The organism is Halobacillus halophilus (genome assembly GCF_020171985.1).
In the GTDB taxonomy this organism is placed as follows: Bacteria; Bacillota; Bacilli; order Bacillales; family Halobacillaceae; genus Halobacillus; species Halobacillus halophilus_A.
This window is the reverse complement of record NZ_JAIVAL010000004.1, coordinates 202,893-218,727: the sequence shown is the minus strand read 5'-3', so window position 1 is coordinate 218,727 and position 15,835 is coordinate 202,893. Positions and strand designations below refer to the sequence as shown.

Annotated in this window: 13 protein-coding genes and 1 riboswitch; of the genes, 9 read left to right on the top strand and 4 right to left on the bottom strand. The window is 42.2% G+C overall.

Going from position 1 to position 15,835, the window contains the following annotated elements; translation table 11 throughout:
* Positions 1-62: 62 nt before the first annotated feature.
* Positions 63-212: riboswitch (FMN riboswitch) on the top strand.
* A gap of 133 nt (positions 213-345) precedes the next feature.
* The 5 genes from ribD to LCM11_RS09555 all read left to right on the top strand — a co-directional run bounded on the left by ribD (position 346) and on the right by LCM11_RS09555 (position 5,891).
* Positions 346-1,461, top strand: a complete 1,116-nt coding sequence (gene ribD, locus LCM11_RS09575; RefSeq protein ID WP_224894018.1) for a bifunctional diaminohydroxyphosphoribosylaminopyrimidine deaminase/5-amino-6-(5-phosphoribosylamino)uracil reductase RibD — start codon at positions 346-348, stop codon at positions 1,459-1,461.
* Positions 1,442-2,092 carry a riboflavin synthase gene (gene ribE / locus LCM11_RS09570; RefSeq protein ID WP_224894017.1) on the top strand — a complete coding sequence of 217 codons (651 nt, stop codon included), beginning with the start codon at positions 1,442-1,444 and terminating at the stop codon, positions 2,090-2,092. The genes ribD and ribE (LCM11_RS09570) overlap by 20 nt, the downstream gene beginning before the upstream one ends.
* Before the next feature lie 16 nt (positions 2,093-2,108).
* A complete protein-coding gene (locus LCM11_RS09565) occupies positions 2,109-3,302 on the top strand; it encodes a bifunctional 3,4-dihydroxy-2-butanone-4-phosphate synthase/GTP cyclohydrolase II (protein ID WP_224894016.1) in 1,194 nt (397 codons plus the stop codon).
* A gap of 17 nt (positions 3,303-3,319) precedes the next feature.
* Entirely contained in the window at positions 3,320-3,790 is a 471-nt protein-coding gene (gene ribE, locus LCM11_RS09560; RefSeq protein WP_224894015.1) for a 6,7-dimethyl-8-ribityllumazine synthase, read from the top strand.
* A 658-nt stretch (positions 3,791-4,448) separates the two neighbouring features.
* Positions 4,449-5,891: a cryptochrome/photolyase family protein gene (locus LCM11_RS09555; RefSeq protein ID WP_224894014.1), complete on the top strand. Its 1,443-nt coding sequence runs from the start codon at positions 4,449-4,451 to the stop codon at positions 5,889-5,891.
* Between the two features lie 30 nt (positions 5,892-5,921).
* On the opposite strand, the gene LCM11_RS09550 is transcribed toward LCM11_RS09555, so the two are convergent.
* Positions 5,922-7,283, bottom strand: coding sequence for a DUF2254 domain-containing protein (locus LCM11_RS09550; RefSeq protein WP_224894013.1), 1,362 nt, complete (start codon positions 7,281-7,283; stop codon positions 5,922-5,924).
* Between the two features lie 252 nt (positions 7,284-7,535).
* Between LCM11_RS09550 and LCM11_RS09545 the strand changes: the two genes are divergently transcribed.
* The 3 genes from LCM11_RS09545 (at position 7,536) to LCM11_RS09535 (ending at position 11,688) form a co-directional block, all read left to right on the top strand.
* A complete protein-coding gene (locus LCM11_RS09545; protein WP_224894012.1) occupies positions 7,536-8,777 on the top strand; it encodes an aminopeptidase in 1,242 nt (413 codons plus the stop codon).
* Between the two features lie 205 nt (positions 8,778-8,982).
* Positions 8,983-9,999, top strand: a complete 1,017-nt coding sequence (locus LCM11_RS09540) for an acyltransferase family protein (protein WP_224894011.1) — start codon at positions 8,983-8,985, stop codon at positions 9,997-9,999.
* Positions 10,000-11,016: 1,017 nt separating this feature from the next.
* Positions 11,017-11,688 (top strand): type 1 glutamine amidotransferase domain-containing protein, encoded by a 672-nt coding sequence (locus tag LCM11_RS09535; protein WP_224894010.1) that lies wholly within the window; start codon positions 11,017-11,019, stop codon positions 11,686-11,688.
* An 80-nt stretch (positions 11,689-11,768) separates the two neighbouring features.
* Here LCM11_RS09535 and LCM11_RS09530 read toward each other — a convergent pair whose 3' ends face one another.
* Positions 11,769-13,124 (bottom strand): YjiH family protein, encoded by a 1,356-nt coding sequence (locus tag LCM11_RS09530; protein WP_224894009.1) that lies wholly within the window; start codon positions 13,122-13,124, stop codon positions 11,769-11,771.
* A gap of 352 nt (positions 13,125-13,476) precedes the next feature.
* On the opposite strand from LCM11_RS09530, the gene LCM11_RS09525 reads away from it, so the two are divergent.
* Positions 13,477-14,016, top strand: a complete 540-nt coding sequence (locus LCM11_RS09525; protein ID WP_224894008.1) for a DUF1722 domain-containing protein — start codon at positions 13,477-13,479, stop codon at positions 14,014-14,016.
* A gap of 14 nt (positions 14,017-14,030) precedes the next feature.
* Here the strand turns inward: LCM11_RS09525 and LCM11_RS09520 are convergent, their stop codons facing one another.
* Together LCM11_RS09520 and LCM11_RS09515 are read right to left on the bottom strand one after the other, a co-directional pair.
* Complete coding sequence (locus tag LCM11_RS09520; RefSeq protein WP_224894007.1) at positions 14,031-14,897, bottom strand: fructosamine kinase family protein; 867 nt, start codon at positions 14,895-14,897, stop codon at positions 14,031-14,033.
* A gap of 34 nt (positions 14,898-14,931) precedes the next feature.
* Positions 14,932-15,834: a GNAT family N-acetyltransferase gene (locus tag LCM11_RS09515; protein WP_224894006.1), complete on the bottom strand. Its 903-nt coding sequence runs from the start codon at positions 15,832-15,834 to the stop codon at positions 14,932-14,934.
* Between the last annotated feature and the right edge of the window lies 1 nt (position 15,835).

The following is a 15,835-nucleotide window of genomic DNA, read 5'->3' as shown; positions in this document are numbered from 1 at the left end:
AAACCTAAAGAATTGCGAGTTTGCGTCATTTCATATATATTTATAGTAATACAACAGAATAAAGAGTCCTTCGGGGTCGGGTGAAAATCCCAGCCGGCGGTGATGAACAATCGTTCTAAGCCCGCGACGGGGAAGAAGTGTAAAGCACTCTTCCTCCTGATTTGGTGAGACACCAAAGCCGACAGTTATAGTCTGGATGGGAGAAGGATGTGGAGCATGCCAAGGTACCAGAGTAGTGAACTCGTACCGTTTATTTGGCGTATTCAAATCAAAAGTAATATAAACCCTGGGGAAGTATGTCTTCTTCAGGGTTTATTTTTTTATTCATCGTAAGGAGGCGGGAACATGAGCCGTGATGAACGATATATGAAGACAGCTATTCAGATGGCGAGCGAAACAGTAGGTCAAACCAGCCCTAATCCATCTGTTGCAGCAGTCGTTATCAACGATAATGAACTGGTAGGTCTGGGCGTACACGTGAAAGCTGGAGAAGCTCATGCAGAGGTGCATGCTCTCCAGATGGCCGGAGAAAAAGCGAAAGGTGCAGAAATCTATGTAACGCTAGAGCCGTGCAGCCACTACGGTAAGACCCCTCCTTGTGCCAAAGCGATCATCGATGCCGGTATTAAGAGGGTGGTTATAGCCTCCCATGACCCCAACCCAGAGGTTTCAGGAAAAGGTATAAATATGATGAGGGAAGCCGGCATTGAAGTTGAAACCAATGTTTTAACTGAAGAGGCGGATCAGCTCAATAAGGATTTCTTTCACTTTATCCAGACCGGGGAACCCTATGTACGCTTGAAAGCGGCCATGAGTTTAGATGGAAAGATTGCAACAAGCACAGGTGAAAGTCAGTGGATTACAGGAAAAGAAGCACGGGAAGACGGGCATACCTATCGTCATTTATCGGATGCCATCCTTGTGGGAATTCAAACAGTCCTTTCAGATGATCCTAAATTGACCACAAGGATAGAAGGAAAAGGAAGAAATCCGATTCGTGTGGTTTTCGATTCCAAGCTCAGGATTCCATTGTCCTCTAAACTTATTCAAAATCAGGAAGCTCCCACTTGGATTTTTACGGGTAAGCATGCCTCAAAGAATATGGTCCAAAAACTTCAGGAGCTAGACCATATTAGAGTTATTCAACAGGATGTAGACCAGATAGATATCCATCAGGCTCTGCAATATTTAGGAGAACACAAAGTGACTTCTTTACTGGTAGAGGGTGGAGGAACCATTGCGGATGCTTTTGTTCGAGCTGGAAAAGTAGAAGAAACCATCACCTATATCGCCCCTAAACTGATTGGAGGAAAAGACGCATCTTCTCCAGTAGCAGGAGAGGGGATCAGTGAATTGAAAAACGTCCCTGATTATCAGGTTGTATCAAATGAACAAATAGGGGAAGATATAAAAATTGTTTCTGTAAGAAGGAGAGAGAGCAATGTTTACAGGGATTATTGAAGAGATCGGCTCTTTACATTCTATTAAAAGTAAAACCGAGTCTCTGGAACTTAGTATATCTGCGGAGAAAGTGCTGTCTGATGTGAAGTTAGGAGACAGCATTTCAATCAATGGTGTCTGCTTAACTGTAACCAGCTATACAGACCATTCCGTAGAATTTGATATTATGCCTGAGACCTATAGAGCTACAAATCTAAGTGAATTAAAGCAGGGGAGTCCCGTGAATCTTGAACGGGCCATGGCTGCCGGTGGTAGATTCGGTGGTCATCTTGTATCCGGCCATATTGACGGAACGGGAACGATAGTTTCAAAAAAACCTGAATCTAACGCGGTATATTATGAAATTGAGATGTCGGAAGAACTTATTCATTACTTTGTTTATAAAGGTTCAATTGCGGTAGATGGAACGTCTTTAACCGTATTTGGGGTAGAAGGCAGCCGCGTGACGATTTCCCTTATTCCTCATACGATGGAACATACCGTTCTCGGGCAAAAGGAAACCGGAGATCGTGTGAATATAGAATGTGACATGATTGGTAAGTATGTGGCCCATTTTTTAAAGGGTGATCACTCAGAGCAGCCGAAATCGACAATGACTAAACAGTTTTTGTCTGATAACGGTTTTGCCTAGAAAAGAAGGTGAAATAATGTTTGATACAATTGAAAAAGCCATAGAAAGATTGAAACAGGGAAAACTGGTAATCGTCTGTGATGACGAGGACCGTGAAAACGAAGGGGATCTAGTCGGAATTGCTGAATACGCAAGTACGGAGATGATCAACTTTATGATCAAGCATGGACGCGGGCTGGTGTGTGCACCCGTTACCAGCGGCCTGGCCGATCATCTCGAACTGATGCCGATGGTGGATCAAAATTCGGATCCTAACCAGACAGCCTTTACAGTGAGCATTGATCATAAGGATACGACGACCGGTATTTCGGCTGATGAGCGGGCGCTTACGATTAGGGAAATGCTGAACCCTCAAGCGACAGCCGCAGACTTTCAAAAGCCTGGCCACATTTTCCCGCTGATTGCTAAAGAAGGAGGCGTGCTGCGCCGAGCTGGTCATACGGAAGCTTCCGTAGATTTAGCGGAACTCTCAGGAGCGAAGCCTGCTGGAGTAATCTGTGAAATTATTAAAGATGATGGTACGATGGCGAGAGTTCCTGATTTACGCGAAATGGCCGATGAATTCGATATTCCAATGATTACGATTGCCGATTTAATTCAGTATCGGTATCGAATTGAAAATCATGTAAAAAAAGAAGTAGAAGTTGCTTTACCGACGGAATATGGGGACTTCAGAGCGATTGCTTACACGAACGATATTGACTATAAAGAACATATTGCATTAGTTAAAGGAGAAATTGATCCTGAGAAACCAACATTGGTCCGTGTTCATTCAGAATGTCTGACGGGAGACGTATTTGGCTCTTATCGCTGTGACTGCGGTCCGCAGCTTCACAATGCATTGAGGCAGATTTCTGAGAATGGAAGCGGCGTCCTGTTATATATGCGTCAAGAAGGCAGAGGTATTGGTCTTGTGAATAAGCTTCGAGCGTATAAGCTTCAGGAGGAGGGGCTTGATACTGTAGAGGCGAATGAGAAGTTAGGATTTGGGCCTGATTTGCGTGATTATGGTGTGGGAGCTCAAATCTTAAGAGATTTAGGTATTTCTAAACTTAATCTGCTTACCAATAACCCTAAAAAAATTTCCGGGCTTAGAGGGTACAATCTTGAAGTAGTGGAACGTGTACCCATTCAGATGAAATCCCGTAAGGAAAATGAACTTTATTTGAAAACTAAACAGTCTAAGATGGGACACATGTTTCATTTATAAAAAAGGAGCGGAATAAGATGGGTAAGACTTATGAAGGAAATTTAGTAGGAACTGGTTTGAAAGTTGGTATTGTGGTAGGAAGATTCAATGATTTTATTACTAGTAAGCTGTATGAAGGAGCTTTGGATGCTCTGAAGCGCCATGGAGTGGATTTGGACGGAGTGGAAACAGCTCATGTGCCGGGAGCATTTGAGATCCCTCTTGTAGCCTCGAAAATGGCGAAAACAGGTAACTACGATGCCATAATTACTCTGGGTGCGGTAATTCGAGGATCTACGCCTCATTTTGATTACGTATGTGGAGAAGCTGCGAAAGGAGTTTCTCAGGCTTCTCAACAAAGCGGTGTTCCTGTCATCTTTGGGATTGTTACAACGGATACGATTGAACAGGCCATCGAGCGTGCAGGAACTAAAGCAGGCAATAAGGGCTGGGAAGCCGCGACAGGAGCCATTGAGATGGCTACATTAATGAAAACATTTGATCAGTAAAAGTGGACAGGTTGCCGCAAATAAGCGGCAGCCTGTTTTTTTCCTGACAGCGGTTGTAAAGGCTGCTGGTAAGCTTCAATAATGAAATAGGAAGCTATAAGTACATTAACTTAATTGACTTATTATTTGAATAATTTGTCGTGAAGATGGCGTAATTTAACAAAAGCAGCGAAGCTGATCTTATAGGAAAGCTCCCGTTACTTGAAGACTCAGTTTCGAGATAAAGGGGTCCTTTACGTTAGATGGACAAGTGTCGGTGGGGAAATAACACGTCTTGTTCTATCACTCAGACACTCGAGACATAAGCCATTTATCAACGGAGGGAAAGACCACCGCCCTTTTGATGCTCGGCTTATGCTGGTCGTGTCTTTCGGGGTGATGCCACATTTGAACACTTTCCTATGGCCCTACATGACGTAGGGTCGATCGACGTTGCCACAGGACGTGGCGACTTTAGTCGATCCTCCTTTTGACCATGAGCTTCCTCGCTCGTTTCACTCCCTGTGGGATCTCACCTAGTCCCTTCTCCCATGGGAGTCTCGCCATTTCCCCACCAACCCAACGATAGGAAGAAAAACGGACCTATTAAAACGTGAGGGTGGAACAGACATTCGTTACAATGAAGATTAGATAGAATAAGACAGGGAGAGTGGCAGCCATGACAACTCGAGCGATATGGTTTCGCAGAGACTTACGATTAAATGATCATACAGCTCTAAATAAAGCTTTGGAACATGCAGGCGATGAGGATGTGATACTTTTATTTTTTCATATCCATCCTGCCCTGAATGAGGAATTTACTGCGCGGCACGACTACTTTTTTCAAACCTTGAAAGCTTTTGTAGATGATGCAGAAGAGAAGGGGCTAGTCATTCATTTTATTGAGGGGGAGATCAGTACTGCATTCGCTCAGCTGGTTGAAAAACATCAAGTAGAAGCCGTTTATTATAACCGGGATGAGTCAGGCTTTGGCCTGAAAAGAGATGAGGATGTTAAAGAGTATTTAAACGATTCAGACGTTCAGGTATTCAGTTATATCGATCATCATATGCACGGAGCAAAAGAAGTAACTAAAAAAACCGGCGGATATTATAAAGTATTCACCCCTTACTATAAACAGTGGAAGCAGCTGCAAAAGCCAGCTGTCCAGAAAGTAGATCATGAACGATTGTCCAGGCTTGCTGTAGACAAGAATGGTGAGTTTGAGGATGGTTACAAAGCTTACAAAAACTTAATCAGCAAGACAACAAGAGAATTTGATAAAGTCGGCGAAAACGATGCCCTTGATCACTTTTATGATTTTCTGGATGAAGCGATTTATGATTATGAAAAAGACCGCGATTTTCCAGCGGTGGATGGTACAAGCAGGATGTCCCGCTTCTTAAGAACTGGTGCTATTTCCATTCGAACGGTTTATCATTTAATTCATGACCAAGTGGACTACCGCAAAAATACAGAAGGGGTCGAAACGTATATTTCAGAACTTGCGTGGCGTGATTTCTACAATATGATTTATCACTTTTATCCGAATGCCGGAGATGAAGAAATGGTTGAGAAATATCAGGGACTGCCCTGGAATTATGATGAAGATCTTTTCACTCAATGGAAAGAGGGACGGACAGGATTTCCGATTATCGATGCGGCTATGAGGCAGATGAATGAGACAGGATGGATGCACAACCGTCTTCGCATGGCTGTAGCTTCTTTTCTAACCAAGGATTTGCTGATGGATTGGCGTGAAGGAGAAAGATACTTCGCAGAGCAGCTAATTGATTATGATCCGGCTTCTAATATTGGGGGCTGGCAGTGGGCAGCCTCTACAGGGACAGATCCTGTTCCTTATTTCCGGGTATTTAACCCTACGAGACAGTCCGAACGTTTCGATCCTCACGGGCGCTTTATTAAAGAATGGGTGCCTGAATTAATAGATGTTGATAAAAAGTATATCCATGACCCGGCTAAAATGTCTGAGGAAGACCAGGAGCAAGCCAATTGCGTCATTGGTGAAGACTATCCTGAGCCAATGGTTAATCATAAAACCATGCGCGTTCGGGCGATTGAAATGTTTAAAAATGAAAAAGAAGCAGAGAGCAGCTCTTAATCTGCACTCTGCTTCTTTTTTTAGGTTCGTCTAAAGAGAAGACGGTACTTTAGAGGCGCTTTTAGAGCTGACTCTTTCCAGCATGTATTCGAGCAGAAAAAGATAATCTTTCTGGTTGCCTGTATTTTTGGCAAGTACGGATAGTTGTTCTAAAATATAAAGGCAATCATTTTCATAAAGGCTGTAGTTATCAAATCCTAGAATCGTCTGGCGTGCAAATTCCCATAAATCTTTGTGGACGGCCTGATCCATTGTTTTACTAAGCAGGGCTACCATAGTAAGCAGTTCGGTCATGACGGCCGAATTTTGGTTCGCGTATTCGCGAATCGATGCAAATCCCTTGTGAAGGTAATATCTGAAATCCTTTTGATTTAAGATAATACGAAGTTCCTGATCCTGATCGAAAAGATAGGGAGAGAAATTCGTGGATTGACCAATACTTTTTAACAAGTCTGTAATCTGATGAATAGTGTTTGTAACCGTTAGCGGGTCGTTATGCCCCAGAGCCTTAATGGCTACCTCTGCAAGCTTGATTAATCCGTATTCCAGGTCTTGAATTTCAGTTTGCTTAATTCCAATCTCAATAGATTTCAGATATCGAGCAGGGTCCACCTTTTCTTCACTTTCCCAATAAGTGACCACTGGCGTACCCGCTACAACGAATTCCCCGATTCTGACATCAAACCGTATGAGGCTATTATCTCGTTTAGCCTGTTTAATGAGGCGGGAGAAATCAGCCACTTGAAAATAGCCCGGTTGATTGGCTTCGATAATCTTTCCGTCTGCTTCTGTAGGCAGTTCAGCTTTCTCAACGTTCTTTTCAAGATGGTAGGGCTCCAGTTCTTTCTCTAAAGAAGCCTGAACTGATTTTGACTTCGAATTCATATTGTAACTGATGTTATGAACCTGCATCCAGGTGGTGGTATGGTTGATAAAATAAATAAAAGTCACCGCAGCTGTTATGGCAGTTAAAATAGAAAGAGCCGGGGTAGCTACGATATATTCTTCTTCTTCATGAGTGACGTATAAGAAGTTCAGAAGTACATATATGAAACTCCCGTTAAATATTCCCAGTACGTGCTGTGTCGCCCGGTCACTTACGAAGTTTACAAGCATTTTGGAAGAGAACTGGCCGCTGAATGTCGTAAGTGCTACAAGCAGCGAGTTAATGGTAAATGCGCTCAGGGTCAGCACTCCTCCTACAAGGGCACTCAAAAGAACCTGAAGGGTCTGGCCGCTGAACCCGATGGCAGCAGGCAAATACAGGCTGACATCCACAATGTAATCTAGATAAAAAGTAAAAGCAGAAAGGCCGACAGCTCCTACTATATACCATAAAGGCATAAACCATAGGGTGGATTTTAACTCACTCTTACGCTGACGTTTCGACATTTTAAAATATTTTCTAATATAGTAAAAGAAACCCATAAAATCACCATTCTTAGTTAGTTTAAATACTTCTATTTCCTACCCTGGATAAAAATAAACTAACCCACTTTTTGTTTTTTAGTATAGAAAAAGCAGAAAAATAAGTAGAAGAATTATGTGTGGCCTAGTTCCAATTCAAGATTCGGCATTTAATTAGGAAATGGATGGAAGATATGAAATAATATAAAGATAATCTCAATTTTGGGAGGTATCAATTTGACAGCAAATCAAAAGCAATTAGAAAAATACGCAGAATTAGCCCTTAAAAAAGGAGTTAATTTACAAAGAGGCCAGGGGCTGATTATTAACGCTCCGATTGAGGCAGCAGATCTTGTGCGCACAATTTCTGCGAAAGCTTATGGCAAAGGAGCGAAGGACGTTCACGTTGAGTGGGGCGATGAAGTATTAAGTTACCTCAAAATGAAAAATGCGCCAATGGAAGTGCTTGAGAACTTCCCTAAATGGAAAGCAGAAGGGCTGGAAGAGATGGTCGCAGATGGCTATTCTCTACTTTCAATTTATGGCCCGAATCCGGATTTATTAAAAGATGTGGATTCAGAGCGTGTAGCCAAAGCAAATAAAGCCAGTGCTCAGGCACTTACCAAATATCGCGATTACATCATGAATGATAAAACTACATGGAGCATTGTAGCTTATCCTCAGAAGGCCTGGGCAGAAAAAGTATTTCCAGAGCTTTCTTCCGAAAAGGCCCAGGACAAACTATGGGAACAAATCTTTCAGATTACACGGATTGATCAGGAAGATCCAATTGAAGCCTGGAATGAGCATAATGAACGTTTGCGCCAGGCACGTGAATATTTAAATAATAAGCAGTATAAAAAACTGCACTATAAAGCTCCTGGTACAGAATTGTCCATCGAGTTAGTGGAGGATCATATTTGGCATGGCGGTTCAGCTACTTCTCAAAAAGGCACTGAGTTTAATCCAAATATGCCGACAGAAGAAGTATTTACCATGCCTCATAAATATGGTGTAGATGGGAAGGTAACTAGTACCAAGCCGCTCAACTATGGCGGTAATTTGATTGAGAACTTTACTCTTACATTTAAGAGCGGTAAAGTAGTTGATTATTCAGCTGAATCTGGTGAGGATACTTTGAAACACTTGCTTGATACAGATGAAGGAGCGAAGCAATTAGGGGAAGTGGCGCTTGTGCCGAACGAATCTCCAATTTCGAAGTCCGGCCATATCTTCTTTAATACGCTTTATGATGAGAATGCTTCCTGCCACTTAGCATTGGGCAAAGCATATCCGACTAATATTAAAGACGGGTCTTCATTTGATGAGCAACAAATGGATCATCATGGTGTTAATGATAGTCTGGTTCATGAAGACTTCATGATGGGTTCTGCGGAGTTGCACATTGATGGAGAAACTCAGGAAGGCGAGTTTGAACCGATTTTCAGAAATGGAAATTGGGCCATTGAATTTGAATAATACCGTGAGTCTATCCTCTTCTGCATGAAGTGCAGAAGAGGATTTTTGTATCTTTGTTCCATGACAAAAAAGAGACAGAATTGACAGGTAGTTTACAGTTTGTTTAAAAAATAATAAAAACGGTATCAAAACTTCAAAAATGTGATAAATAGAGAATAGGACAATTTTTCAGATTAGGAAATTTGAAGAGCGAAGGGTGAAAAGAATGAAGCGTGATGTGTTTTTCGATAATGCAAAATTATTGCTGATTTTTTTAGTGGTGTTTGGTCATTTGATCCAGCCGTTTACTGATGGATCAGTTCCTATGTACACCCTCTATACGTGGATTTATACTTTTCATATGCCTGCGTTCATCTTCCTGGCCGGCTTTTTTGCCAAAGGGTCAGGGCATAAAGATTACATCATTCAATTGGCTAAAAAACTGATATTGCCTTACCTTATTTTCCAGCTTGCCTATACGGGGTATTTCTTCTTTATTGGAAAAGACGGATGGCTCAATGGACCTTTTTATCCTCACTGGTCGCTTTGGTTTTTGTTTAGTTTATTCTGCTGGCATATTCTCTTGTACTGGTTTAAAAAGATCCCGCCTATTATTGGAGTTACCATTGCGGTCGAGGTAGGGCTAGTAGTTGGGTACTTCAATGATATCGGCCACAGTTTCAGCTTATCCAGAACATTTGTATTTTTTCCGTTTTTCCTGGCAGGATACTGGCTGACGAAAGAGCATGTGCAATTGTTTAGATCGCGGCGCGCAAGAGAAGTAGGGCTTGTGGTGATGGCTTTAACTGCTGGACTTATCGCTGCTTTTCCGGAAGTAAGTTCAGGATGGCTGCTCGGTTCTAAATCGTATGCAGATTTGGGAAATCCGGAATTCGGCGGCTTAATCCGCTTAATGGTGTATCTGCTTGCTGCTGTTATGACAGTTAGTGTATTAGCCTGGGTGCCCGGAAAAGAATATCGTTTCTCCTATCTTGGTGGAAAAACCTTGTACGTATATTTACTGCACGGTTTCTTCATCCAATTCTTCAGACAGGCTGAATGGTTTAAAGTAGGATCTATTTTCGATATTCTTGGTCTTGCTATTGTAGCTGCGCTTATTGTTTACCTGCTTTCAAGCAGTATAATCCGCACATTGACTCAGCCTTTAATCGAAGGACGCACCCAATTGATAAAGAATTGGTGGCATAGGCACTCTAATAAAGATTCTAACTATCAACCTTAATAAATGATTGAAAAGTGCGAGTCCTATACGGGCTCGCACTTTTTTACTGCATACCAAACGTGCCCACAGGTTTGTTCAGAAGCAGGATATTAAACTAAAGGGCCGGATTGTGGAAGGCTCAGTTTCGAGATATTGGTTATGAGGAAGGTCCTTCGGGGGACGATTCCGCTTTCCGGCCCTGCACGACGCAGGGTCGTTCGACGTTGCCACAAGACGTGGCGGTCTTAGTCGAACTTCTTATATGTGCTGAGCCTCCTCAAGCTAAAGCTTTCCGGGGTCTCACCGATCATGTTTATCCCCTGCTTACCCTTTAGGACGTTGCAAATGTCAATCATGCCCTAAACGACATGTAGTGCTATCCAGATCCAGCACCTAGCGGCTAGTGAGACTTCCCTCACTTCTGTACGATAAGGCAACATCGAATCGCTCCGCTCTTCGTGTTTTCTTTATCTCCGCCAGCTCAGTCCAGTCCATACGCCGCTGACCGAGGTGCTTCCGCTTTTAACCTAGGAGTCTTCATCGTCCCCCTCCGGACCTGGCCTAACAAGAGGCTCGAAACCACTTAGCATCATATCTTCTTAGTTATCATGATATCAGGAAATTAATTCCTGCTTTTTGCTTCATTTCAATTGAAAACGCTGATATAAAGGCGTTTGCTGAAATGAGTGATGAACAATTCCTCTTCTTTAAAAGGTCCGTTTTTCTGCCTATAGTTGGGCTGGTGGGGAAATGGGGAGACTCCCATGGGAGAAGGAACTAGGTGAGATCCCGCAGCGAGTGAAACGAGCGAGGAAGCTCACCGTTCCCCCATAGGAAAGCGAGTCATTTCCCCACCAGTCCTTTCCTCAATCAAACGTATCGGACCTAGTTATCTCGAAATCGAGTCTTCCAGTAACGGGAGCTTATCTATAATAAGCAACATGAAGATTTAAAGTAGTTATTATATAAAGAATATGGAAGAAAAATGGTCAATGGGGGAAGGCTAATTATAAAGGTTCACAAGGAGGATGAGGAAATATGACTAAAATTTTAATGATTGCAACGAACGTGGATCAACTGGAAAGCGGTCACCAAACAGGTCTCTGGTTATCAGATTTTGTAGAACCAGCAACGGAATTTAAAGAAGCAGGATTCGAGGTGGTAGCTGCAAGTTTAAAGGGCGGAAGAATTCCTATTGATCCTCACAGCTATAGTAATGAATTACCGAGAGTTTGGGACGGTGTGATGGAGCCGATTCATAATACACCTATGCTTTCAGAAATTGACCCAAGTGAGTTTGAAGGTGTGTTCCTGTGCGGAGGGCACGGAGCTATTATGGATTTCCCCAATAATGAAACGATAGAACACGTTTTAAGACACTTTCTAACCGAGAAAAAAATTATAGCTTCCGTAGGGCACGGGTCAGCTGGATTGATTGGTGTGACCGACCATAATGGTGAAGCGATTGTTAGAGGTAGAACCATGACTGGATTTACAGACGCAGAGGAAAAAGAAACCGGAATTGAGAATATGCTTCCATTCAAAATTGAAGAGCAGCTGCAAGCAGAAGGAGCGAGTTTTCAAGTAGGAGAGCCTGATAAAGATCATGTCGAAGTTGATCAACACTTTATTTCTGGTCAGAACCCGCGTTCTAGCTTGAGTACAGCCCAGGCGGTTATTAAGAAATTAAGAAAGCCGCAGCCTCAATGACAATTGCTGCTAAAAACAAAAGTCTCAGAGTATATAGGAGTACTCTGAGACTTTTGTTTATTTTTTGGGTGCCTATTTAATTAGAAAAGAAGATGAGCGACAAGTGTAATAATAGGAAGTGTAATAATCGTACGCTCTAGAAAAATGATAAACAGGTCAGTTAAGTTCACGGGGACTTTTGATCCTAATAGCAGCCCGCCAACTTCTGACATATAAATTAACTGAGTAACCGATAAACAAGCAATAATAAACCGTGTCATCTCGCTTTCAATCGAAGCTCCGATAATGGCAGGTAAGAACATATCAGCGAATCCTACAAGAATAGTTTCGGAAGCTGCTTGAGCTGACGGGATTTGCATTAATTCCAGTAACGGAATGAAAGGCATTCCAAGCCATGTGAAGAACGGAGTGAATTCTGCGATGACTAGAGCGATCGTTCCAAGTGCCATTACAATGGGAGCTACACCCATCCACATGTCTAGAATGTTTTGTCCGCCCTGTTTAAAGAAGTCGGGTAATCCTTTAGCTTTACTTCCACGCTTAACAGCTTGAGCATACCCGTAGGTGAAAACGTTATGCTCATCAGGAACTTCTTCGTTGATATCATCCGCTTCCTCCGTCACATAGGTGTTCATTTTGCGTGAAAGAGGTGGAATTCTTGGCATAATTAGAGCTGCAATGAAACCAGCTAGTGCAACGGTTAAGTAAAAAGGAATGAACATATCAGCTAAACCGACTTGTTCGATGACCACCAGACTAAAGGTAATGGATACGACAGAGAATGTCGTACCAATAACGGCTGCTTCCCTTTTCGTGTAATAGCCTTCTTCGTATTGTTTACTGGTAAGCAGAACTCCAATCGTTCCGTCGCCAAGCCAGGAGGCAAGGGAATCTATCGAAGAACGGCCAGGTAATCGGAACAGAGGACGCATGATCTTAGTTAATAGTGTACCGAATAATTCCAATAGTCCATAGTTTAATAAAAGGGGTAAAAATAAGCCTGCAAATAAGAAGACAGCGAATAATACATGCAATAACGAGTCGAGCAGCAGTCCGCCTGTATTTTCAGAAATGATTGCCTGTGGCCCGATTTGAAAGTAGACCATTATAGCAAATATCATCCCCAGCACTCTTGTTACAACCCAAACAGTAGGTACATGGAATAAAGATTTGAAAAAAGGGTATTTGTCCAAAGAGTTTGGCCCTGCTATTTTTGCCAGTACGGTGGCAATAGCCGTAATAGAAATAATGAGCATCATAATGAGGGATAGATAGCTTCCAAGGAGCTCCTGCAGCCAGGTAGCTAAAATGGCAATCGGAATCGTAACGGCTCCATCCTCGATATCCACGATCGGGTACATAAATAGGAAAATACCGATCAGAGAAGGTATGATGAAAAGTAAATGTGATGATGGTTTGAAATTTCTTGCTTTCATCCAATGTCTCTCCTGTCGTTCATTAGTTTTAGCTCTGAAAATAGGAAGGTCTATTGCTGACAGGTATTCATCGCTAATAAAACGAAAGTGGGAAGTATTCCCTATATCTCTATCTGTTTCCTGTAGTTGTTTAAATCAAGGCGATTTCATCCTATGTAACCATTCTTAATTTAACAGAGCTTTATTTTATAAAGGGCAACCAGAATAAATATGCAGCATTTTATATTTTAATACGTATAGCGACAAAAACCAATAGGCAATCAGAGGGAGGATTAGTTCCTTATATAGGTTAATTCGACAAATTAGGGAGGGAATCCTTTTAAGCAATAGAAAGATTTAGGAGGGGTATATTGTGAGTGATGGCATTTTGGGAAGCTCGATTCCAAGTATTCCATGTTTGCAGAAGAGAATGAGGGATACTCTACAGGGCTATGATGAACCTTTTTTTACTACCCTCTTTGTTTTAGATGATTTTCATAAAGTGATATTAGGGAGATATTCGCTTCAGACTTTCCACGCACGTCAAAAATATTTGTTGATGTCCTTTCAACCTGAGCTATTGAAGGTATTGGGAAAAATAGCTGCAAATCATAAGCATGAATCAAAGGCTCAATTACTGGATAACTATGAGTTTAATTTGAAAAAACTTCTTAAACATAAACCGACTCGGGGATCCCATGTCAATGTTTGTCAGCATATCGCCGGTTATTTTAAAAACGAATGGTCTTATTCAGAAAAAGAGAACTTTAACAAGCAGCTTGTCCTTTATAAGGAAGGAAGAGTGGGGTTAGCCGTATTGAAAAAAAGACTGGCCTTTTGGGCCAGTCGGTTGGATAAGAAATATTTACTGCAACAAACGTATCTCGCGTTTTTCCTAGTTAGACTAACGTGAAATCCAAGCTGGTCTTAGTCTGTATAGTGATTCAGGATTCGATCAACGCTGCTACCGTAACTTTCTCCGAACATATTAAGATGAACGAGCAAATAAAAGAGTTGATAAAGCGGTTTGACCTCTTCGTAGTTGGAAGGAAGCGGGAATGTCTGCTCGTAAGCCTTGTAAAAAGTAGAAGGGAAGCCTCCAAATAATTCTGTAAAGGCGAGTTCAAATGCATGATCTCCATACAGGACGGAAGGATCGATAAGGTAAGGACGACCCTCTGTATCTGACATCCAGTTGCCGCCCCAAAGATCTCCGTGAAGAAGTGATGCCTCAGGTTTCTCTGGGATCCATTGATCAAGATTCTCTAACAATGTCTCAAGTTTCGAACGTCTTTTTGCGGAAGCCCGACCATTTTGGATGGCTAAATGAAGCTGGGGAGCAAGTCTGTAGTCCCTGTAATATTCAAGCCAGGAAGTTTTCCAATCATTAGGCTGGTCCAGTTCCCCTACAAAAGTGGAATGCCCGAGTCCATACTGATCAGCCGTTTCTTTATGCATAAGGGCCAGGTTCCTTCCCAACTCTTCAGGGGAGGCTTGACCGCCTTGGTCGATCCAATCCATAACGATCACGCCTTTTTCGCCATTTTCCGGCTCATCATAATAATGAACTTGTGGAACATGGATCGTACCGGTTTTTTGGATTCGCTCGAGTCCGTCGGCTTCTACTTTGAAAAAGTGAGAAGGAACCCCTTCGTTGCCTTTAATAAAATAAGGTTGTTTGCTTGTCTTGATGTAATAAGACTGATTGATATCTCCTCCGCTCACTTGTTTCATGGATTCAATAGGAGTCTGATCTCCAATTGAATTTAAAGCGTTTCTAATCACTTTCTCCATCAAAGTTTCCCTCCTTAAAGAATATGAAAAATATTTAGTGGAAAATGTTAAGGACCGGCGGTTTTTGTTTTTCGATGGTCTTTTGATAGGCATGGATGGTATTGATTTCTCTAAATCCAAAGCGTCTATAAAGGTTTTCCGCCTGTTCATTCTGCGTGCGAACGGAGAGGGTGACTACGTCTAAATGGAGAGCGTGAAAAGCGTATTGCAGTGCGTGTTCAATCAATTCCGTTCCGATCCTGCTGCCTTGTTCATGTTTATTGACGTTCACAAAACATATTTCCCCTTCATGACCCTCAAGAATCGTTTCAAAATACAAGTAACCTGCTATTTCACCATCTAATTGGTAACCCCAGAGTTGATTCCCGGATTGTCTGGATAACTGAATCATTTCTTCTGTCGTATAATACGAGGCTTTGGGGTGCAATTTATCAATAACCTCAAAATCATCTTGATGCATGGCTGTGATGGAATGACTTTCCATGTGGGAAGGGGCAAAGTTCGTTCGGTGAACTGCCAGCGTTTTTTCTACATTGTATAATTCAAAATCATGACGTTTTGTAAAAGCCAGCAGGTGATGATTAGATTCAAAGCAGGCGACCTTCACCACATCGAAGTGTAGCTGCATAGTGACAGAAGCTTTCTCCCACATGCTTTCAATTACTGCCTGGTGTTCTTTTGTAGCGAATGGTCCCAGTAAACGGCAAAGTTTTTGCTCGAAAAACGGCAGAATACCAAGAAATCCAATGATTTCTTCTCCCTCCCATGCTACGTAAGCCAAAGGTTCCTTGAACTGAGTGAGTGTCCAGATTTGTTCGAAAATTTCGTTAGGATCCGATGCCAGCCAGGCGACATAGTGGTGGTCTATTTCGTTCATATGATAAAGCCAATTGGCAACTTTATGTAGATTCTTGACTTCAAGTTCGCTGATATTCATA

What these genes read in the sequence shown, in the direction of transcription:
- ribD (WP_224894018.1), top strand. Translation starts at nt 346, where the DNA reads ATGAGCCGTGATGAACGATATATGAAGACAGCTATTCAGATGGCGAGC.
- ribE (WP_224894017.1), top strand. Translation starts at nt 1,442, where the DNA reads ATGTTTACAGGGATTATTGAAGAGATCGGCTCTTTACATTCTATTAAA.
- LCM11_RS09565 (WP_224894016.1), top strand. Translation starts at nt 2,109, where the DNA reads ATGTTTGATACAATTGAAAAAGCCATAGAAAGATTGAAACAGGGAAAA.
- ribE (WP_224894015.1), top strand. Translation starts at nt 3,320, where the DNA reads ATGGGTAAGACTTATGAAGGAAATTTAGTAGGAACTGGTTTGAAAGTT.
- LCM11_RS09555 (WP_224894014.1), top strand. Translation starts at nt 4,449, where the DNA reads ATGACAACTCGAGCGATATGGTTTCGCAGAGACTTACGATTAAATGAT.
- LCM11_RS09550 (WP_224894013.1), bottom strand. Translation starts at nt 7,283, where the DNA reads ATGTCGAAACGTCAGCGTAAGAGTGAGTTAAAATCCACCCTATGGTTT.
- LCM11_RS09540 (WP_224894011.1), top strand. Translation starts at nt 8,983, where the DNA reads ATGAAGCGTGATGTGTTTTTCGATAATGCAAAATTATTGCTGATTTTT.
- LCM11_RS09535 (WP_224894010.1), top strand. Translation starts at nt 11,017, where the DNA reads ATGACTAAAATTTTAATGATTGCAACGAACGTGGATCAACTGGAAAGC.
- LCM11_RS09530 (WP_224894009.1), bottom strand. Translation starts at nt 13,124, where the DNA reads ATGAAAGCAAGAAATTTCAAACCATCATCACATTTACTTTTCATCATA.
- LCM11_RS09520 (WP_224894007.1), bottom strand. Translation starts at nt 14,897, where the DNA reads ATGGAGAAAGTGATTAGAAACGCTTTAAATTCAATTGGAGATCAGACT.
- LCM11_RS09515 (WP_224894006.1), bottom strand. Translation starts at nt 15,834, where the DNA reads ATGAATATCAGCGAACTTGAAGTCAAGAATCTACATAAAGTTGCCAAT.